This window comes from Halomonas sp. McD50-4 (assembly GCF_022348135.1).
Classification (GTDB): domain Bacteria; phylum Pseudomonadota; class Gammaproteobacteria; order Pseudomonadales; family Halomonadaceae; genus Vreelandella; species Vreelandella piezotolerans.
In genome coordinates this window covers 15,753-36,638 of the sequence record NZ_JAKRFG010000010.1, presented here as the reverse complement: position 1 = coordinate 36,638, position 20,886 = coordinate 15,753, and the positions used below count along the sequence as shown (strand labels likewise).

Here is a 20,886-nt window from a genome sequence, read left to right as displayed (position 1 = left end):
CCTGAGGGCGAATCAGCCCATTTCAAGGCTAACGCACAGCGCCGATTTCCTCATCGCGCCTCCCTCGACCCTATGTCAGCAAAGTGCTATCTACCACTCCTCGCTGGTCTCTCTCAGCGAAGCGATCTCTCGTTTGGCAGCCGCTAGGTTGTCCAACAGCTGCTCTGCCAGCGAGCGCTGGCTGCCAACGGCGATCATGGCAGGGTTCTGCACGGTGCGCCGTGCGGCCCCTTCGTCACTGTGCAGCTTGTCTAGCTGCCCCACGAGCCAATGAAGCCAGTGGTCGGGTTGATGCATGGCGTCACGCAGACGCTGAAGCTCGGCCACATCGGGCCCGTCATTGGCGAGTAGCGCGCGCCAGTCATGGTTCGTCAAACGTGCGTGCTCGGTCACCTCTTTGAGCAGCGAGCCCAGTGCTAGCTCGAACAGCGCCAGCGCGCTCTCCTCGATGGCCATCCGACGGGCAGGGCTGTGCTCGTCATCGCCTACCGGTAGGCCTACCAGCAGTTCGGCCTGATACAATAACTGGTTAGTACGGGAACGAGGGCTCACTTGCGTTTATCCTCCACGTGCCATTTGCCGCCTTCGAAGGTTGCTTTCCACCCGGTCGCTTTACCCTCTTCGTCGGTCATCACGTACTGCTCTTTGTTTTTACGTGAGTAGCGAATTTGCGCAGGACGACCATCCGGGTCTTCACTCGGCGCTTTCAAGATGAAGTGGTACTTCTCCGGCAGCTCATCGGCATGCGCTTTGAGTTCCTTGACCAGCGGCGGGCGTGTTTCCCGGTTTTTAGGGAATTTACTCGCCGCCAAAAACAGACCGCTTGCCCCATCGCGCAGTACATAGTGGTCATCTACCTTTTGGCAGGCCAGTTCTGGCATGGGGATGGGGTCCATTTTGGGCGGCGCTACTTCGCCGCTGCGCAGCAGCTTACGGGTGTTTTTACACTCACTGTTGGTACAACCAAAATACTTGCCGAATCGGCCGGACTTGAGCTGCATGTCCGAGCCGCACTTATCGCACTCGATGAGCGGGCCGTCATAGCCTTTTATCTTGAACTTGCCGCTTTCGACTTCGTAGCCTTCGCAGTCAGGGCTGTTACCGCAAATGTGCAGCTTGCGGGTTTCATCGATCAGGTAGTTATCCATGGCCGTGCCGCATTTCGGGCAGCGGCGCTTGGCGCGCAGCGCATCGGTTTCCGCCTCTTCACCGGCATCTTCTGCCACCGCTTCCTCGCCAGGAATCAGGTCGATGGTCGTCTTGCAGCGCTCTTTGGGCGGTAAATTGTAGCCACTGCATCCCAGGAATACGCCGGTCGAGGCCGTGCGAATCTGCATTTTCCGGCCGCAGCTCGGGCAGTCGATGTCGGTAGGCACCGGCTGGTTGGGGCGCATGCCCTCCTCGCTTTCGGCCTTCATCAACTCCATGCGGAATTCATCGTAGAACGCGTCGAGCAGCGCCTGCCAATTACGCTCGCCTTCGGCCACCTCATCGAGGCTATCTTCCATGCGCGCCGTGAAGGAGTAGTCCATCAGATCCGGGAAGGATTCTTTCAGCCGCTCGGTGACGATATCCCCTAGTTTTTCGGCATAGAAACGGCGGCTCTCCAGCTTCACATAGCCGCGGTCCTGAATGGTCGAGATGATCGACGCGTAGGTCGAAGGGCGCCCTATGCCCTGCTTCTCTAGCTCTTTGACCAAGCTGGCTTCGGTGTAGCGAGCAGGCGGCTTGGTGAAATGCTGCTGTGGATCGAGCGTCTCGAGACGCATGTTCGTGCCGGTCGGCAGGTCCGGCAAGCTTTGATCTTCATTTTTGCCGGTGGGTTTCATCACCCGTGTGTAACCATCGAATTTCAGCACGCGGCCCTTGGCTCTCAGCTCATAGCCATCCACTTCCACACTCAGCGTACTGGAGAGGTACTCGGCAGGGGTCATTTGGCATGCCACGAATTGTCGCCAAATGAGCTCGTAGAGACGCTCGGCGTCGCGCTCCATGCCAGAGAGATCCGTTGCTTTACGCTCGACACTCGAGGGCCGGATGGCCTCGTGGGCCTCCTGGGCGCTCTCTTTGCTGCTGTAACGATTGGGCGACTCGGGCAAATAGCGCGCCCCATACTCATCACCAATAAACGAACGAACGCTCTCAACCGCATCTTTCGAGAGGTTGGTGGAGTCAGTACGCATATAGGTGATGTAGCCCGCTTCATAGAGGCGCTGAGCCATGGTCATGGTTTTCTTGACCGAAAACCCTAATCGACCACTGGCGGCCTGCTGAAGTGTCGAGGTAATGAACGGTGCAGTGGGCTTGGAACTGGTCGGCTTATCCTCGCGAGAGGTGATCGACAGCTTGGCTTTACGCAGCTGAGCGATGCGCTCCATCGTCTCTTGTTCGGAAGTAGGACGAAACGCCTTCCCATCTTGCCTCGCCAGAGCAAACCGCACCAGCTCGCCTTCTGGGGAGACGAGGTCCGCATGCACATCCCAAAACTCTTCGGGAATGAACGCACGGATCTCCCGCTCACGCTCGACGATCAGGCGCACCGCCACCGACTGCACGCGCCCAGCAGAAAGCCCCCGAGCAATTTTTGCCCACAGCAAAGGCGACAGCATGAAGCCCACGACACGATCGAGAAAACGACGTGCCTGCTGGGCTTCGACGCGCGGCAAGTTCAGCGCGCCAGGCGCTTTAAAGGCATCTTGAATGGCGTTCTTGGTAATTTCGTTGAACACCACGCGCTTATAGCGGCTGTCGTCGCCCCCAATGGTCTCGCGAAGATGCCACGCAATGGCCTCCCCTTCACGATCCAAATCCGTCGCGAGATAGACGGCATCGGCTTTCTCGGCGAGCTTTTTGAGTTCGGCGACGACCTTCTCTTTACCGGGCAGCACCTCATAGTGAGCTTCCCAGCCGTTATCGGGGTCGATACCCATACGCCGAATCAACTGATCGTGGGCCTTGCGCTTTTTATACTCAGCCTTCTCTTCCGCCGACATCTTACGCGTTGCCGCGGCTTGGCGAGCGCGCTCCTTCGGGTCGGAGGCTGCCTTGCCTGAGCCGCTGGTCGGCAGGTCACGTATGTGGCCCACGCTCGACTTGACGATGAAATCGTTGCCGAGATACTTATTGATCGTCTTCGCTTTCGCGGGCGATTCGACGATGACCAGTGACTTGCCCATAGTGCTCCACTTTCCTATTGCCCAGGCGCTGTCGCCCATGCTCTGAATACGTTGCCGCCACCACCTTGGCATGACGACCATGAAAAAATGCGCCTACCCTACCCCAGCCCTTGATGAAGCGCCAGTAGCAACCTAACCGGGAAATGCAGGGTTGACGCTTCGCATCGTCAGTGCGTCACACTCGAAAGATAGGGGATGCCGTTTTATCAAGGGGTAGCTAGACACTAGACTGCCGCTTGCCGCTCGGCAACCCAAACAGTTGCCTTGCATAAAAAACGCCCCCACGAGTGAGTGGGGGCGCAGCGACGTCAGGCAAGCGTATTATTGCTTGCGCTGGGTTCCTTTTCGCTGGCTTGGCGCTCGACGCGAGGGCTTTTTAGCAGCCGTATCGCTGGCCGTATCCTGCGCGGCGTTAGCAGGCGCCACCTCCGTTGTCTTGTCACTCTCGACGGAGGCGTTCTCAGCCTCGCCGGACGCCTTGGCTGCAGGTGCGCTCACGGCTTTGGGGCGCGCCTTGTCAAACAGAGCCTTAACCTGCTCGAAGCGTTCGGCCGCGTGCTCCGAGAGCTCACCGCTCGCCGCAAACACGTGTTCGAGGTGAGTAATATAGCCATCGATGCGCTCGTTGCTTTGACCCTTCAGCAGCGTGGGCAGCGATGCTAATGCTTGCTCCCTATCGAGCTTCAGAATGAAGAATTGCTCGCGAACCAAACGCTTGAACTCACTAAGCGAAGTGCTCGGCTCGAGTTCTGCGCGTGATGCACGCAACCGCTTGAAGTTGCGCTCGTCGGTGGCCGGTGCACCGCCAAGCACGTAAATAACGGAGCGCATCACGGCCTCATGAGCCCCCCCCTGGGCAATTTTGTGGCGCAGCTCGTTTTGACGATGCTCGATAAAACGACGGTGCTCAGGCTCGGCGCCCGGACGGCGACGATGGACGTGGGCATCGCCGTACAAGCCGACGGCTGCTTGCAGAAGCGGCTGACCGTAAATATCCATGAACATCCGCTCAGTGCTGCTATCGCGCAGATCTCGCCAAGCATCCAAGCTCGCCACGATCTGATCGGACGCCATGCTTTCCAATGCTTTGAACATATTGTCCTGTTCGACCGGCTGACGATGACGACGAACGTACTCTGCCATGACGGGTAGCGGCACCGTCAGCGGATTGCGATCTGAGAGGAGCTTGTATCCTAAGCGGATGGGATGCATGCGCCGAATCCAGCGGGCAGCTTCAGGTGTCATGACAGCCTGTAGCCAGGGCTGCAGGTAAAGACGGTAAAGTCCCAAATTGATTTCGGAGATACGCGCGACCGTCGCAAAGCGCCGATCATCCTCGGGCTTGTGCATCACGTCTTGGTCGAGTTCTGCGAAATTACGCGGCGTGAACTCCAGCAGGTAGTCCCGCTCGATCAGTTCGGCATCCGTACGCTCACTGGCATGGGAGATGGTCGTCTCGTAGAGCCCCGGCGGCATGACGTCGATATAATCCATGTTCGCCGTGAATTCGGAGTGCTCTTTACGCGAGACGCTACCAGAGACGAAAATACCCAAATGGCCGGTGGTATCGTGCAGGCAGTAAATGATCGTTTGCTCGTTGGCGATGATATCTTCCTCGCCTTCGTAAAGATCACGAATCCAGCCCAACGCTTGGGGCGGCGGCGTAATGTCATCGCCACGCGAGCAGAACACCACGACCGGCGAACGCACGTTGCGCAAATCGATGCGACGACCGTCGCGAGTGACCAGTTGCGCGGTCGAGAGACGATTGCCCACGAATAGGTTGTCGACAATGTACTGAATTTCGTCGCCGCCCAATACCACGTGGCCTCCCCACCAACGTTCGAACTCCAAGTAGCGCTTGGTTTCGGTGTCCACGTTGGCGTAAAGGTGGTACTGCTTCTTCCAGTAGGTGTTGGCCGGATTGAGGCGCTCGAAGTTCTGTACCAGCCAAGCGCCGTCGAACAGACCATTGCCGATATCGCTGGTCAGCGCCGTGATCCAGCTACCGCCCGTCATGCCACCGGTGTAGCGCATGGGCGCTTTACCGTGCTCGCCTGCCCAATAAGAGAGCGGTGCTCCGGCAATCAGGATCGGGCCGAAGACATCGGGCTCCAAAGCGGCCGCCATCATGATCTGCCAGCCTGCCTGACAGTTGCCGACCACCATGGGTTTTTCGGTGGTTTCTGGGTGCAGCTCGATGACGTGTCGTAAAAACGCCACTTCCGCCTCGACCACGTCTTCGACGGTTTGGCCCGGCTCTGGGAAAGGCAAGAAGCCAATGAAGTAGCAAGGATGTCCCGCCTTCAAGGCAACACCAAGCTCGCTGTCCGGCTTGAAACCGCCGATCCCAGGACCATGGCCTGCGCGGGGATCGACCACCACGAAGGGACGTTTTTGTGGGTCGACCTGGACATTACTAGGCGGAAGAACGCGCAGCAGCTCATAGTTCGTCGGGTTGGGCAGCGTACGCCCATCCATCAAAACTTCTGTCTCGAACCCCAACACATTGGGCTTGGTCTGCTCCATGTGCGCTAGATATTGGTTACCGCGTTCACGCATGACATCCCAGTAAAGAATGTTACGCTCGACGCTGTCTCGCCAGTAGTTCATGGCCGCACGTCCGAACCCAAAGGGGTCCATCATGCTTGCGAGCGCGTCACTGCTCGATGTCGACGCCAGTAGTGGGTTTGCGAGAAAGTTCATAGAGTCTCCCGTTGGGTTGATGCTGGGCACCCGTCCCGAAGCAATGATGCTGCAATGCAATATAGTTTAGGCCACTCCCTGCCTAACGTCGATGATTACCGCCCGCTTTTGTACTTGCCCCTCTTTAAGCCACCCGCACCAGAGTCGTATCCCCACAGCTTTCAAAGCGGTAGCGCTCAATCAGTGGTAGCATTTCACCGATGACGCCGCGCTTATCGCTAGCAGTGGCACGCAAAGCGCCTGCGCATCTCACCTAGAGGAAGCTTACCCCGAGGTAATTATGTCATCCCCCACGCTGCTCAACCGCTTAACGTTCCGTCAGTTACAGGTGTTTCAAGCGGTACATCGTCAACGCTCTTACTCCCGAGCGGCCGAGCAGCTAGGCTTGACCCAACCTGCCGTGAGTGCGCAGATGCGTCAGCTAGAGCAAGCCGTTGGGCAGCCGCTGTTCAAGTACGCGGGAAAAACACTTCACGCTCTCCCTGCTGCCGATACGTTGGCGCTCTCGACCCGGGAAATTTTTGGGCAGCTCTCTCGTCTACAAATGAGCCTTTCAGACATTAACGGAAAAATCAGCGGCAAGTTGAACGTCGCTGCCGTCTCCTCCGCGCAGTATGTCGTGCCCTATGTGCTGGCTAAATTTCGCGCACGCTATCCAGACGTGCAGCTACGGCTAAAGGTCTGCAATCGCAGTCAGGCACTCGAGAGGCTGGCCGAGCAGCAGGATGACGTCGTTATCATGGCCATGGTGCCCGAGGACGATGGCTTAGTGGTCATGCCGATCCTCGAAAACGAATTGGTAGCGGTGGTATGGCCAGAGCATCCACTGCTCAGCATGCCTCGCCCGACGCTGGTCGATTTCGCGCGGCATTTCGTGCTGATGCGCGAACCAGGATCAGGGGTGCGCAGTGCCTTCGAGCAGCTCGCCGTGGATCAGGAAGTGGGGCTGGCCCACCGTATCGAGCTGGGCACCAACGAAGCTATCAAACAGGGAGTCATGGCTCACCTGGGTGTCGCCGTGTTGCCCCGTTTAGCCGTACAGCGCGAGCTCGAACAGGGGTTGCTAGCCACCCTGGCACTGCCCAACTTCCCCATTCGCCGCGCTTGGTGCACGGTGTATCGCCGCGACCACTTCCCGACGCCAGTGGCCGAGCTTTTCTTACGCTTCGTCCGTGAGCATCTAAGCGAGTTCCAGCGCCACTTTCAGGCCCCGGCTAGCCCGCTACCCAGTCATGGCGTTTCCTGCCTGCCCCCTCTCTCATTGGCACACGATGAGTAGCGGTACACGGTGTCTTGTTGATGTTCAGATATGTTACATTATCTACAACCTACGTATCAGTTAGCGTTACTCAGGGCATGGCAGGCAGTCGCCGAGCGACTCCGTTAGACAAACGTGGTTTGCAGCGTACCTCGTGCGATCGTTCCCTTTGCCAGCCGCACAGTAGAGAGGCTCTCTCCTATGAGCAACACCCCTTCCCAGCGCGTGCCCAGCGGCGAAAAATTCCGTAACGAACACGGCATGACGGTGATCAAAGACGGCATGAAGCAGCGCAAAGCGCAGGTGGATGCCCCGTCACTCGAGCGCAAGCCTAAGTGGCTGCGCGCGCAAATTCCCGGCGGCGAGCGATTCGACGCCGTGAAGAAGAACGTGGCCACTCACCGCCTAAGCACCGTTTGCGCCGAGTCCCACTGCCCTAACATGGGCGAGTGCTGGAGCAACGGCACCGCGACCATCATGCTAATGGGTTCCGTATGCACGCGTGCCTGCCGCTTCTGCGCGGTGGACACGGGCAACCCGAAAGGCTGGCTGGACCACGAAGAGCCCGACAACACCGCGAAGTCCGTCGAGCTGATGGGGCTGCGCTATATCGTGCTGACCTCCGTGGACCGTGACGATCTCGACGACGGTGGTGCCACTCACTACGCCAACTGCATCCGTGCCATCAAAGCGCGCACGCCCGATGTCGTCGTGGAAGCTCTCACACCCGATTTCGACGGCGACAAATCTGCCATCGAGCGCGTAGTGGACTCGGGATTGGAGGTGTTTGCCCAAAACGTCGAAACCGTCGAGCGGCTGACCAGCAAAGTGCGCGACCCTCGCGCTGGCTACCGCAAAACGCTCGACGTATTGGCCCACGCCAAGCAGTATCGCCCCGACATCATCACCAAAACTAGCTTGATGCTGGGGCTGGGAGAAACGGACGAAGAGATCCTGCAAACCTTCGACGATTTGCGTGAGATTGGTGTCGATATCGTGACGCTGGGGCAGTACCTGCGCCCGACGAAAAACCACCTAGCGGTGGAGCGCTGGGTCAGCCCCGACGAGTTCGAGCGCTATCGCGTACTGGGACTAGAGAAAGGCTTCATGGAAGTGCCTTCTGGCCCACTGGTGCGCTCCAGCTACCGGGCAGACCGCGTGTTCGAAAAGAACAACTTGGGTCTTGCCGCTCCTGCGGCCATTCCAGGTCAAGAGCCGGACAGCAACCGCATCCCCGCCTTCAACGTCGGCTAACTCGCCGCGGACTGCCTGCATACAGCGCTCTGCAGGCAGTCTTCGTTACGCAGGCACTACCAGGCTACGCTTCAGTCGCGCGGCCAACGCCTGCGCAAGCCGTTCGCCAACGTCTTTAACATTAGCCCCGTCTTGTCCATGAGAGAGATCGACCAAATCGGCAAGACGAGTGACCTGCATACCCGCGTAGCCACAAGGATTGATACGCGCAAATGGCGACAGGTCGCCGTCGACGTTCAGCGCGACGCCATGGTAGCTGGCCCCACGACGAATACGCAGGCCGAGCGAGGCGATTTTGGCCTCCCCCATGGCCGTTTCTACGTAAACCCCCGGCGCATCGGGCTTGGCCCAGCCGCGCACTCCATACGCGTCTAGCACGTCGATCACTGCATTTTCGAGCGCCGTGACCAAGTCACGCACGCCGATCTTGCCCCGACGCACGTCCAGCAGCGGATAGAGGACCACCTGCCCCGGCCCGTGATAGGTGACCTGTCCGCCCCGGTCGGTATTGACCACGGGAATATCGCCCGGCATCAACAGGTGCTCTGGCTTGCCCGCCTGCCCTTGGGTAAATACAGGCTCATGCTCGACCAGCCAAAATTGATCCGCCGTGTTTTCATCGCGCGTGTCGGTAAGCTCACGCATGGCTTCCCATACTGGTAGATAGGGGCGATGACCGAGGCGATGCAGAGCAATCGGGGCGTCGTCGCTCATGGTCATACCACCATGTGCACGCGGCCAGTGGCCTTCAGCTCGTCGAACAGTTGGCTCAACTGCTGTTCCCCTGTGGCCACGATGGTGACTCGAACGGACTGGAAACGACCATTGCGACTATCCACGACTTCCAACGTGGTCTCATCGAAGTCAGGCGCGTGACGCACGATGACTTGGCACACGGTGGCCGGAAAATCGTCAGCCGCATCGCCCACGACCTTTAACGGGTAATCGCACGGGAAGGTAATTTTGGGTGGCTCTTTCGCCACGGGCTGGCGTAAATCACGCAGCCCTTGCTTGGCACCTTTTTTCATAACTCGCCTTTACATTAAGTGAATCGTTGGGCTAATCCCAATAAATAAGGCCCAGCCTCTCACAATACAAGGCGTATGGTGAGAGGCTGGGCCCAACACTGGCCGTTTAGCTGGTGAAATTACTGATCAAGTTGCTGAAAAAACGCTGCACTTGATCGAACAGGCGCTTGAACAGCCCACCCTCTTCGATGTTTTCCAGCGCGACGAGCTGGCGTTCTCCCACCATTTCTTCGCCTAGATAGACTTCCAGCGTACCTACGTCGTCACCTACTGCCACAGGTGCTTGAATGTCAGCATCCAAATTTAGACGGGCGCGGAGCTCTTCATTGCGATTGCGGGGCAGCGTCATGAAAACTTCTTCATCCACCCCCACACGTAGCTCGTTGATGTCCCCGCCCCACACGCGCGGCGTTGCCAGCACGGCGCCGCGCTCATAGAGCTTCATGGTTTCATAGAAACGGAAGCCATAGCTCAGAAGCTTTTGCGATTCCTGGGCACGCGCCTCATCGGAACTCGTGCCCATCACCACGGAGATCAGACGCATGCCATCACGCTGCGCCGAAGAGACCAGGCAGTAACCTGCTTCGGTGGTCCAGCCGGTTTTCAGGCCGTCTACGGTCGGGTCGCGCCACAACAGGCGGTTACGGTTCGGCTGATCGATCCCCGCAAACGAGAAGTTACGCTGTGAATAGATGGCGTAGTGCTCGGGATAGTCGTTGATGATGTGACGAGACAGACGCGCCATATCATGGGCGGTCGAGTAGTGATTCTCATGGGGCAAGCCAGTGGCATTCATGAAGTGGGTATCGTTCATGCCCAAACGCGTGGCGTGCTGATTCATTAGGTCGGCAAACGGCGCTTCACCACCCGCCAGATGTTCTGCCATGGCCACGCTGGCATCGTTACCCGAGACGATGATGATGCCATGAAGCAGATTATCCACCGAAACACGATCGCCCACTTCGATGAACATCTTCGAGCCGCCGGTACGCCAAGCGTTTTCGCTGATATTGACCATATCGGTCAGGTTGATGGTGCCACGATCCAGCTCGCGTTCGACCAGGTACGCGGTCATCAGTTTGGTCAAACTTGCAGGCGGCAAACGCTCATCGGCGTTGTGCTCTGCAAGAATCCGCCCACTGTTGGCGTCCATCAAAATCCACGAACTCGCGGCAAGCTGTGGTGGTGCAGGGATGATCGTTTGGGGTTGAGGGATCACCTGAGCCATCGCCGGGGCGACGACGGCCGTCATCGCTGCGAAGAGGCAGAGCTTGGCGGTACGGCGGATTGACATCATTACATTCATCACATACTTCTCACTGACAAAGAAAAATGGCGGCGCATGATACGCCACTTGGGCACATGTTGAGAGCGATTATCTCACGACAAATACTTGAGGAAAGCCTGCGCGACGAAGTTCTTCACGGGCCTGTGTCTCTTGGCTGGGACTGACGGGGCCGACCTGAACGCGGTGAACGTCGGCCTCACTTTGCACTCGAACGCCGTGGGGTAACTCATCCGACAGCCGCTGTTGTAGCTGCTGCGCTCCTTCGGCACTCCCCAGCGCAGCCACCTGCAAATAAACGGCATGACCACTGCTCGGCTCGGCTGATGCCGCCCTAACAGGCCGAGTCTCAGAAACAGGCGTGGAAGCCGCAACGGCGGGGGCCGCCGATGTGGCTTGGGGGGACGAAACGCTGCCCCCTCGACCACGCTCGGCTAACCACTGAGCAGGGTCGATCGCCTCGACGCGCACGGGCCCGGTTCCGTTATCGAGAATCCCCAAGCGTGCTGCCGCCGCATAAGAGAGGTCGATTTCACGATCGCTATGGAACGGGCCGCGGTCATTGACGCGAACGATCACCGAGCGTCCGTTGTTCAAACTGGTGACCCTGGCAAAGGTGGGCAGCGGGAGCGAGCGGTGAGCTGCCGACATTTTGTACATGTCGTAAATCTCACCGTTGGACGTGGCGTAGCCGTGGAATTTTTCACCATACCAAGACGCCGTACCCTGGCGCGCATAGCCGCGCGAGTCGGGGAGCACGTGATAGGTTTCGCCCCACACTTCATAGGTGGAACGATTGCCCGCCCGGGAAGGCGCTTCGATTCGCGGCTCGGCATCGGGCACGGTGCTGACATCCGGCGGCGCCACCGGGTAGGCATCCCCTGACATGGCGTAGCGCTCACCACTGGCGGCCGCCGGAGCATTGGGCGCTGGGCTGGCACCGCCTACGTCTCCCGCCACTCTTTGCGGTGAAGAAGAGCTGGCGCAGCCGCTGATCAAGGCCGCGAGTAACAGCGAGCCGCTTAACAGGCGCACATCGATCCGCAGTTTAGTCATTCTCGGCCTCGGCTTGCTGCTGGATAGCTTCTGCCAACTCGGCGACCGCCATGGCGTAGAGGTGGCTGTGGTTATAGCGCGTAATCACGTAGAAGTTGAACTCCCCCAGCCGATAGCGCTCTTGGCCGTCAGCGACCTCAAGCAGCAGTGGCACCACTGGCGTATCGGGCGTTAAGGAAGTTTCCGTCACCACACCCTGCTCAGCGGCTTCGGCAGCCGTCGTGCTTGGGCGCACCGTCTGATTGAAGCTCAGCGCTTCAGGGAGTTCTTCGGGGCCTTCGGCTTCATGGTAAATCGCGCCGCCTCGTTGCCAACCATGCTCGGCGAAGTAATTGGCAACGCTACCAATCGCATCGACTGGGTTATTCCACAGATCGCGCTTCGCGTCACCGTCAAAATCGACGGCGTAAGCTTGATAGCTGGTAGGTATGAATTGAGGGTAGCCCATGGCCCCTGCATAGGAGCCGTAGAGCGATTCGGGTGCCACCTCTTGCTGATAGGCGATGGTCAAAAAGGCCGCTAGCTCGCCGCGAAAGAAATCGCCGCGTACCGGGTGGTGAAATGCCAGCGTGGCGAGAGAGTCCAACACTTTATGACGCCCTTTGTGGCGACCGTAGTAGGTCTCTACACCCAAGATGGCGGTAATCACTTCCGGCGGAACGCCGTATTCCGACTCGGCACGCGCCAGCGCATCGGCATGGGCCTTCATGAACGCGGCCCCTTCGTCGATACGCTGCTCGGTTAGAAAAATATCGCGATACTCGAACCAGCGCAGCCGACGCTCGGCCGCGCCTGCCATGGCATCCAACACTTCCTGTCGATAGCTTGCCTGAGCCAGCGCTTGCTCCAGCCAAGTATTTGGCACGCCCTGCTCGGCCAGCTCGTCAGCCAATTGCTGGGTTTGCGGATTATGCTGCGGATCGAAACTGACCGTTTCCTCAGCGACGACCGCCGGGGCCGAACACGCTACTAGCATGGCAATGGCATAGCCACCCGCTTGACTTCGCGCCCTGTTCATTTGCTCACCACTCCTGTGAATTCATACTGCTACGACCTTGACCGTCAGCGTGGCAGTAACCGCCGATGGGCGTGTATGGACATGAGAATACCGAACCCCGCTAACAAGGTCACGCTAGAGGTACCGCCATAACTGACCAGTGGCAGCGGCACGCCCACCACCGGCAAGATGCCACTCACCATGCCCACATTGACGAATACATAGATAAAAAACGTCAGAATGATACTGCCTGCGAACAGGCGACCAAAGGTATCTTGGGACGATGCCGCCAGCCACAGCCCGCGGCCCACGATCATCACATACAGCGTCAGTAGCACCATCATACCCACCAGGCCAAACTCCTCACCCAACACGGCGATGATGAAATCGGTATGCCGCTCGGGCAAGAACTCGAGTTGGGACTGGGTACCTTCTAACCATCCTTTGCCCCATAGACCACCGCTGCCGATGGCCGTAGTGGATTGTATGATGTTCCACCCGGAACCCAGCGGGTCGCTATCGGGGTCTAGAAACGTCAGCACCCGCTGTCGCTGATAGTTGTGCATGTTCATCCATAGCACCGGTAGGCCCGCCGCGCCCAGCGCTGCGACCAAACCGATCAACTTCCAGGAAAGCCCTGCCAGCAGCACGACGATCACCGCCGCGCTGGCCACCAACAGCGAGGTACCAAGATCTGGCTGAATGGCCGTTAGTACGACCGGTACACCAATGATCACCGCGCAGACCACGATATCGCGAAGACGTGGCGGCAACTGGCAGCGGTTCAAATATGCGGCCACCATCAGCGGCACCGCCAATTTCATCATCTCCGAAGGCTGAAAACGGATGACGCCAGGAATCTCAAGCCAGCGCTTGGCCCCCATGCCGATATCGCCAGCAATTTCTACCGCAATCAGCATGGCAAGACCCACCCCGTAGGCCAGCGGTGCCCAGCGTAAAAACGTCGAGGGGGAGAACTGGGCGATGATCACCATACCCGCCAGCGCCACGCCAAACCGAATGGCCTGGGCGATGACGGTATCGAGCCGCTGCCCCGAAGCGCTGTAAAGCACCAATAGACCCGCGCTCATCAGCACCAGTAGCATGCCGAGCAGCCAGGGATCGAGGTGGATACGTTCCCACACACTTTTGCGCCGGGCGATACCGCTGTCCGGCGGACGCGTTGGATAACGCCGCAACGAACGGGTAATCAGTTGCCAAGACATCGCTAGTTGCCCTCCACGTTGGCGGTATCTTCCTCTAACACCTCTTTGACTTCCTCGACCTCGGGGGCATCATCTTCGAGCAGCCAAGCATCCGTCATCGCCCGTGCCAAATGCGCGGCATGAGTGCTGCCGCCCCCCGCGTTTTCGACGATGACCGATACCGCAATTTGTGGGTCGTCGATGGGCGCAAACGCCATGAAAAGCGCGTGATCACGTAGGCGCTCTTCGAGCTCTTCCGCGTTATAGCGCTGATCTTGACCAAGCGAGAACACCTGGGCCGTGCCTGACTTGCCCCCCATGCGATACTCGAGCCCCACCCCAGTTCGACGTGCCGTGCCCTCGCTGCCGCTGAGCACTTTTTCCATACCGCTATATACCCGATCCCACCAGTTATCGTTGGCCAGTTCGATATCGGGCAGCGTATCGGGGAGCTCTTCGGGCACCGGCTGCTCGCCAATACGCAGGGCCAAGCGCGGCTTCACCCAATGGCCACGATTGGCCAAGGCAGCGGTAGCGCTGGCAAGCTGCAGCGGTGTGACCTGCCAATACCCTTGACCAATGCCTACCGAGAGCGTTTCGCCGGGATACCACGGCTGATTGAACCGCGCCCGCTTCCAGTCACGCGAGGGCATCAGCCCCGTGCTTTCTCCCTGAACGTCGTGCGCCACGCGTTGGCCAAAGCCGAAGTTGGTCATCTGTTCGTGGAGCTTGTCGATACCGAGGTCGTGGGCAAGAGAGTAGTAGTAGGTGTTATTCGATACGGCAATGGAGCGCTCCATATCGACACGCCCATGCCCCCAGCGCAGCCAATTACGATAGCGGCGAGAATCGTTGGGTAATTGATAGAAACCGGGATCGTTGATGGTGCTATCCGGGGTGATCACGCCCTCGACCAACCCTGCCAGCGCCAAGAAGGGCTTGATGGTCGACCCCGGCGGGTAGTGACCGCGAATGGCACGGTTGAACAGCGGCAGGTCGATATCTTCCTGCAGCGCTCGATAAGAAGCGACATCAATGCCGGTCACGAACTGGTTACTATCGAATCCAGGGGTCGACACCATCGCCAAAATTTCGCCAGTGCTGGGCACGATAGCCACGATGGAACCGCGTCGCCCATCAAGCAGCTCGTAAGCCAGCATTTGCAAGGAGCGGTCGAGCGTCAAGGTGAGGTTGGCACCGGGCACGGGGTCGGTTCGGCCCAATTCGCGTAGAACGCGGCCCCGTGCGTTGGTTTCGACCTTACGTAGTCCGGCCTCGCCGTGGAGTTCAGTCTCGTAAAAACGCTCGACGCCGGTTTTGCCAATGAAATGGGTACCCGCATAGCGTCCTGGGTCGAGCTCCTGTAGCTCTTCTGCGTTGATACGCCCGACGTACCCCAGAGCGTGGGCCATGACGTCCGCATCGGGATAGTAGCGAAGCAGTTGAGCCTCGACTTCGACGCCGGGCAACCGGTGGCGATTGACGGCCAGCCGAGCGATCTGCTCTTCGCTCAGGTCGCTCATCAACAGCGCAGGCTGAAACGGTCGCTGGCGCTGGCGGGAACGCACTTGAAACGCCTCGATCTCCTCCTCAGGCAACTCCAGAAGATCGACCAGCAAAGAGAGCGTCTCATCGAGATCATCGACTCGCTCACGCACCAGGGTCAAATTGTAGGTAGGCCGGTTCTCCGCCAACAGCACACCGTTGCGGTCGTAGATCAACCCACGATTAGGCGGCAGAGGCTCGACCCGTACGCGGTTTTTTTCAGAGCGAGTGCTGTAGAGATCGTGCTGCACGATCTGCAGGTAGCCTAGTCGACTAACCAACAGGCTAGTCAGCACCACGACCACTAACACGGCGAGCAGTGCCCTGACACGGAAAATACGCAGTTCTTGCTCGGGAATTTTTAGCGTGTCACGGCGCTGAGGCATGGCAACAGAGGACTCTCACAAAACAATAAAAGCGGCGGCCCCAGTGGGGAGTAAACACAATTTAGCCGTCGATCGGCCTTTAACGCCTAGCGGTGATAGGGATGACCCACCAACAGTGTCCAGGCGCGGTAGAGCTGTTCTGCCAGCATGATTCTGACGAGTGGGTGGGGCAGCGTCAGCGGCGAGAGAGACCACGCTTTGTCCGCCGTGGCGGACAGAGAAGGCTCCAAACCGTCCGGACCGCCGACGAGCAGAACGACGTCCCGCCCCTCCATACGCCAAGCATCTGCTTCTCGGGCGAGCTGCTCGGTGGTCCAAGGCTTCCCTTTGACTTCGAGCGCGACCACGATCTCATCGCCGCGCAGTTTTTCGCGAATGCGCTGTGCTTCTTGCGAACGCGCTTTGGCGATATCGGCATTCTTACCTCGCTGACCAAGAGGAATTTCTTCGATTTCGAGCGTGAAATCCCGAGGGAGCCGCTTGCGGTAGGTCTCGACGCCCTGCTCTACCCACGCGGGCATTTTGGTTCCCACCGCCAACAGCCGAATCCTCATGACATCGTGGCTCGCTCTTCGAACTGCTTGAGCGATTCACTCACCGCGCCAGCATCGCTGGGCAAGTCTGCCCATAGCCGCTCGAGATCGTAAAGCGCACGCGCTTCGGGCAGCATGATGTGGACGACGATGTCACCCAGATCGACCAGTACCCAGTCTGCATTGTCGCCGCCTTCTACACCGCGGGGATGAAGTCCGGATGCTTTGGCTTTCTCGACGAGATTTTGGGCCAGGGCCGCCACGTGACGAGTCGAGGTACCGCTGGCAATCAGCATCAGGTCGGTCACTTCGGTGAGTTTGGCAACGTCGAGTTGCGTGATATCACGTGCTTTGAGCTCTTCTAGCGCGTCGATCGCTAGGTTTTTCAGTGTATCGATGTGCATGACTCCTGAAGGCAACCCCTTGTGGTAGTGACGTATGGTGATGACGTGTCGATTGATAAAATGCGATGACGGCACCACCTGATCGGTGGCACCGAACTGCAAGCGGGCCATTGTAACGGCTTCTTTCGCGACTGCCAGCGCTATTCACCGGTTTGATAAAGCCGCTCACTGAAAATTGCTTGCTCCACCGCTTCAGGCACCAGATACCGCACGCTTTTCCCCTCTTTCAACCGTTGGCGTATGTACGTTGCCGATATCGCCATCCGTGATGGCAGCTGCAACTGTAAAACACCACCCCGCGTGCGCGTCATCAGTTCGCTGACACTACTGACTTCGCGATGGCCAACCAGTTCCTTCAGTGCGGATGGCCAAGGCGATGGATAGCCTGGACGCGCAATGACCACCACATGCGCCAGCCCAAACACCTGCTCGGCGCGGTCCCAGTTGGCCAAGCGTAAAAACGCATCCTGGCCGATGACCATGACCAGCGACACCTCGTCGCCGTAGTGCTGGCGAAGCTCCGCCAGCGTATCGACACTGTAGGAAGGGCCCTCCCGTCGAAGCTCACGATCATCGGCTACGAGACCACAGGCATCGCCAATGCCCGCTTGCAGGAGCGCAAAGCGTTGGGCGGCCGATACTTGGGGTGTATCGCGCAGGGGCGGCTTTGGCGCAGGCACCATGTGCAGCGTCGTAAGCCCCAGGGCTTCACGCACTTCCAATGCACTGCGCAGGTGACCATGATGAACCGGGTCGAAAGTGCCCCCCATCATGCCCACCCGCAATGGCGGCGGGCGTCTTGATGTCTCGCTCATTGGCGAACCTGACCGTCACCTAGCACGATGTATTTCTGGGTCGTCAATCCTTCAAGTCCCACCGGCCCACGGGCATGCAGCTTATCGGTAGAAATACCGATTTCAGCGCCTAAGCCGTACTCGAAGCCATCGGCAAAGCGAGTCGAGGCATTGACGACGACCGAACTCGAATCCACCTCTGCCATGAAGCGTCTCGCCAATGAGTAATCTTGTGTCACGATGGCATCGGTATGGTGGGAGCCATAGCGCTCGATGTGTTCGATGGCCTCGTCCACGCCGTCCACCACTTTGATGGCCAGGATGGGAGCCAGGTACTCTGCTTGCCAATCCTCCTCGCTGGCCTCGAGCGCCTGGGGCAATAGTGCTCGTGTACGCTCGCAGCCACGCAGCTCGACGTCGTGCTCGGCATATGCCCGGGCCAGCTCTGGCAGTAAGATATCTGCAACCGCAGCGTCCACTAACAAGGTTTCCATGGTGTTGCAGGTGCCATAGCGGTGAGTTTTAGCATTGACCGCTATGGACAGCGCTTTGGCAGGATCGGCCGTCGCATCGATATAGACATGACACACGCCGTCCAAATGCTTGATGACGGGCACTTTGGCATCGCGGGAGATGCGCTCGATCAGCGATTTACCCCCCCGAGGAATGATCACGTCGATATACGCTGGCATGGCGATCATCTCCCCTACGGCGGCACGGTCGGTCGTCGCCACGACTTGCACGGTGCCTGCTGGAAGCCCCACATCGGACAGCCCTGCCTGTAAACAGCGGCTCAGGGCCGCGTTGGAAGCGCTTGCCTCAGAGCCACCGCGCAACACGCAGGCGTTGCCCGACTTCAGGCACAGGCTAGCGGCTTCGATGGTCACGTTGGGACGCGACTCGTAAATGATGCCGATCACGCCCAGCGGCACACGCATTTTGCCCACTTGAATACCGCTCGGGCGATAGCGCATACCGTCGATCTCGCCGACGGGGTCCGGCAAAGTAGCCACTTGACGAAGTCCCTCGATCATTGCGTCAATGCGCTGATCATTGAGCGACAAACGATCCAACAGCGCGCTATCCAGGCCGTTTTCTCGCCCTCGCTGCATGTCTTGCGCGTTGGCCTGTAAAATCTCGCTGCGCGCGGCATCGACACGCGATGCCATGGCGATCAGCGCTTGGTTCTTGACATGCGTATCGGCGCGACGCAGAACGCTGGCAGCGGCTCGGGCACTTTTCCCTACCTGCTGCATGTACGCGGGCACATCCCCGGCAGCCAGATGGTGTTGGGCGTCTTGTTGGAATGTCTCAGAACCGCGCATGCGATCTCCCTGTGTCGTAAGCGTTACCGATGAAGTGCGGCGTATCGTATCGCCGAATGGCCTAATACTGAGTGATTCGAAGGACGAGGCCAAGCAATGCGTTATGCTAGGGACATTCGCCATCAGGTAAATAGTAAGCCACCATGCAAAGCAAATACAAAATCAGCCTATTGAGGGCTAATCTACTTGCCGCGGCCGTCGCTTTATCGCTCTGGATACCCAGCGCGGAACCTGCAGCGGCCGTCATGATGTGGCTCTCCATCGGCTGGCTCTTGATCACCGCCTTGATCCTGGATTTTAGCCATCGCCGCTCCCGAGGTTTGCCCTGGCAAATGCTCGCAGGCACACTTCTGTTGGGACTCATCGCCTCAGCACCAGACCGACATGCGCTACTCATTTGGGCTTGGGGGGCCGTGTTCATGCTACCCCAGGATCGTTGGGCGGCCATTTTCAACGGTAGCGCTGCGCTGGTCAGTTGCCTCGTGCTGATGCCTCATATCCCGCTCCCCGAATGGCTGTTGATGACACTCTCCTTGAGCATCTTACTGCTGCTGGCCATGTCGCGCACCCACCAACTGCTGACGATTAATGGCGTCATTCGTCAGCGGTTACGCCTCATACCCGGTTTGAATCTGTGGGCTGGCGAGCAGTTGTTGCGAGACTTGATACGCGAACAGACCCGCTCCGAGCGTGAAGCCATTCATGCCGACGTACTCATCGTTCGGGTAAGAAGACGCCAGCTTTGGCCGGTGGCACAAAAACTATGCGAACTTACCTACGATTTCGAGAACGTCTACCGTCTCAACAGCACGACGCTGGCTACCTTGATGCTCTCCAAAACCCCAGGAGAAGCTGCCAGCCGCCGGACGCTATTAGTAGCCGCCCTGCCTGATAACGTGCTCACGCAACACACCCCCCTGATGGACATCGAGCTTGCCTCGTTGACGCTCGACGAGTTGAGCCGCTTTCCAGCATCCCACCTACGTGAGGTGGCATGAATACCCTCTTTTCCCCAAAACGTCTCATGACCTTGGCTTACGGTACTAGCATTATTGCGATGGTCGCCTATACGCTATGGCTCTATGCCATGGGTAGCTACCGCGAGTTGCTGGTGCCTCTGTTCGTGTCTCTCTTGCTATTAGCGTGCCTGTTAATGCACGTGGGCCAGGGCACTCAGCCAGCGCTGCCTCGCTTGGTACTGCTGATCAGCACCTACGTCGTCGTGCTGAGCGCGGTGAATGCCAACGTGGAAACGTCCTCCCTGTGGTGGGGGTTACCGATTGCTGCGACGTTTTTGCTACTTCCTTTATGGAGTGCGCTGGCGGTCAACACGGCGAGTTTGATCGCCTGGTGGTGGCTGGCGCCGGTCGGCGTCATACCACTTTCGCTAGGTGTTGTCGTCTTGGCCCTGCTGCTTGCGCTGCCTCCTTGGGAACACGCTCGACGTCGCGCATTGCTTCGCGCGACGGACCCCAATGACAGTGACTGCAATGCCTACCATGTCGACACGTTAAAAGAGCGCTTGAACAACGAATTCCAGCGTGCTGCCATGTTGAACAAACGCTTGGCCGTCTTGGTGCTCCACCTCCCGCAATTGGACATGGCCGGAGAGCAGTTTGGCCAGCGGGCCCAAACGGCACTGTTAGCCGCGCTGTGTCAGGAGGTCAACAGTCGCTGCCGAGACCACGACATTCTGGGCCGCGCAGGCAGCGCTACGTTTTGGCTGGTGCTGCCAGATACCAGTGAGAGCGGCGCGCTGCTCGTGCGTGAACGGCTGCAGCGGTCGCTGTCACACTGCGTACTGGTCGAGACCGGACAGCTGGAAGTCCGCATCGCCACCTGCCTGCCGCTACGCAAAGAGAGCTTCGAGCGCTACATACAGCGACTGGAAGCACGCGCCGACGCGATGGCCAACGTCTAGTTTTCTTGTTTTG

General features: G+C 58.7%; 18 protein-coding genes. 4 read left to right on the top strand and 14 right to left on the bottom strand.

The window, feature by feature from the left end:
• Window positions 1–90 precede the first annotated feature (90 nt).
• The 3 genes from MHM85_RS12700 to MHM85_RS12690 form a co-directional block, all read right to left on the bottom strand.
• A complete protein-coding gene (locus MHM85_RS12700) occupies window positions 91–552 on the bottom strand; it encodes a DUF6586 family protein (protein WP_153843809.1) in 462 nt (153 codons plus the stop codon).
• Window positions 549–3,176: a type I DNA topoisomerase gene (gene topA / locus MHM85_RS12695; protein ID WP_153843810.1), complete on the bottom strand. Its 2,628-nt coding sequence runs from the start codon at window positions 3,174–3,176 to the stop codon at window positions 549–551. The genes MHM85_RS12700 and topA overlap by 4 nt, the downstream gene beginning before the upstream one ends.
• A gap of 321 nt (window positions 3,177–3,497) precedes the next feature.
• Window positions 3,498–5,882, bottom strand: a complete 2,385-nt coding sequence (locus MHM85_RS12690) for a DUF3141 domain-containing protein (RefSeq protein WP_239286196.1) — start codon at window positions 5,880–5,882, stop codon at window positions 3,498–3,500.
• A 280-nt stretch (window positions 5,883–6,162) separates the two neighbouring features.
• Here MHM85_RS12690 and MHM85_RS12685 point away from each other — a divergent pair, with 280 nt between their 5' ends.
• Window positions 6,163–7,161 (top strand): LysR family transcriptional regulator, encoded by a 999-nt coding sequence (locus MHM85_RS12685; protein ID WP_239286198.1) that lies wholly within the window; start codon window positions 6,163–6,165, stop codon window positions 7,159–7,161.
• 180 nt (window positions 7,162–7,341) lie between these two features.
• Entirely contained in the window at window positions 7,342–8,394 is a 1,053-nt protein-coding gene (gene lipA, locus MHM85_RS12680) for a lipoyl synthase (protein ID WP_139528124.1), read from the top strand.
• 45 nt (window positions 8,395–8,439) lie between these two features.
• On the opposite strand, the gene lipB is transcribed toward lipA, so the two are convergent.
• The 11 genes from lipB to MHM85_RS12625 all read right to left on the bottom strand — a co-directional run bounded on the left by lipB (window position 8,440) and on the right by MHM85_RS12625 (window position 18,952).
• Window positions 8,440–9,108 carry a lipoyl(octanoyl) transferase LipB gene (gene lipB / locus MHM85_RS12675; RefSeq protein ID WP_239286200.1) on the bottom strand — a complete coding sequence of 223 codons (669 nt, stop codon included), beginning with the start codon at window positions 9,106–9,108 and terminating at the stop codon, window positions 8,440–8,442.
• A 2-nt stretch (window positions 9,109–9,110) separates the two neighbouring features.
• On the bottom strand, window positions 9,111–9,422 hold the full coding sequence (locus MHM85_RS12670; RefSeq protein ID WP_139528126.1) for a DUF493 domain-containing protein: 312 nt from the start codon (window positions 9,420–9,422) through the stop codon (window positions 9,111–9,113).
• Between the two features lie 106 nt (window positions 9,423–9,528).
• Window positions 9,529–10,728 (bottom strand): D-alanyl-D-alanine carboxypeptidase family protein, encoded by a 1,200-nt coding sequence (locus tag MHM85_RS12665; protein ID WP_139528127.1) that lies wholly within the window; start codon window positions 10,726–10,728, stop codon window positions 9,529–9,531.
• A 69-nt stretch (window positions 10,729–10,797) separates the two neighbouring features.
• Complete coding sequence (locus MHM85_RS12660; protein WP_139528128.1) at window positions 10,798–11,763, bottom strand: septal ring lytic transglycosylase RlpA family protein; 966 nt, start codon at window positions 11,761–11,763, stop codon at window positions 10,798–10,800.
• Window positions 11,756–12,781 (bottom strand): lytic murein transglycosylase B, encoded by a 1,026-nt coding sequence (gene mltB / locus MHM85_RS12655; protein ID WP_239286202.1) that lies wholly within the window; start codon window positions 12,779–12,781, stop codon window positions 11,756–11,758. The genes MHM85_RS12660 and mltB overlap by 8 nt, the downstream gene beginning before the upstream one ends.
• 44 nt (window positions 12,782–12,825) lie before the next feature.
• Window positions 12,826–13,986 (bottom strand): rod shape-determining protein RodA, encoded by a 1,161-nt coding sequence (rodA, locus tag MHM85_RS12650; protein WP_239286204.1) that lies wholly within the window; start codon window positions 13,984–13,986, stop codon window positions 12,826–12,828.
• A gap of 2 nt (window positions 13,987–13,988) precedes the next feature.
• Window positions 13,989–15,896: a penicillin-binding protein 2 gene (gene mrdA / locus MHM85_RS12645; RefSeq protein WP_139528131.1), complete on the bottom strand. Its 1,908-nt coding sequence runs from the start codon at window positions 15,894–15,896 to the stop codon at window positions 13,989–13,991.
• An 86-nt stretch (window positions 15,897–15,982) separates the two neighbouring features.
• Window positions 15,983–16,450, bottom strand: a complete 468-nt coding sequence (gene rlmH / locus MHM85_RS12640; protein WP_239286206.1) for a 23S rRNA (pseudouridine(1915)-N(3))-methyltransferase RlmH — start codon at window positions 16,448–16,450, stop codon at window positions 15,983–15,985.
• A complete protein-coding gene (gene rsfS / locus MHM85_RS12635) occupies window positions 16,447–16,833 on the bottom strand; it encodes a ribosome silencing factor (RefSeq protein WP_153843855.1) in 387 nt (128 codons plus the stop codon). The genes rlmH and rsfS overlap by 4 nt, the downstream gene beginning before the upstream one ends.
• A 140-nt stretch (window positions 16,834–16,973) precedes the next feature.
• A complete protein-coding gene (gene nadD, locus MHM85_RS12630) occupies window positions 16,974–17,648 on the bottom strand; it encodes a nicotinate-nucleotide adenylyltransferase (RefSeq protein WP_239286208.1) in 675 nt (224 codons plus the stop codon).
• A complete protein-coding gene (locus MHM85_RS12625; RefSeq protein WP_139528134.1) occupies window positions 17,645–18,952 on the bottom strand; it encodes a glutamate-5-semialdehyde dehydrogenase in 1,308 nt (435 codons plus the stop codon). The genes nadD and MHM85_RS12625 overlap by 4 nt, the downstream gene beginning before the upstream one ends.
• A gap of 143 nt (window positions 18,953–19,095) precedes the next feature.
• Here MHM85_RS12625 and MHM85_RS12620 point away from each other — a divergent pair, with 143 nt between their 5' ends.
• Window positions 19,096–19,950: a hypothetical protein gene (locus MHM85_RS12620; protein WP_239286210.1), complete on the top strand. Its 855-nt coding sequence runs from the start codon at window positions 19,096–19,098 to the stop codon at window positions 19,948–19,950.
• Window positions 19,947–20,873, top strand: a complete 927-nt coding sequence (locus MHM85_RS12615; RefSeq protein ID WP_239286212.1) for a diguanylate cyclase — start codon at window positions 19,947–19,949, stop codon at window positions 20,871–20,873. The genes MHM85_RS12620 and MHM85_RS12615 overlap by 4 nt, the downstream gene beginning before the upstream one ends.
• The last annotated feature ends 13 nt before the right edge of the window (window positions 20,874–20,886 follow it).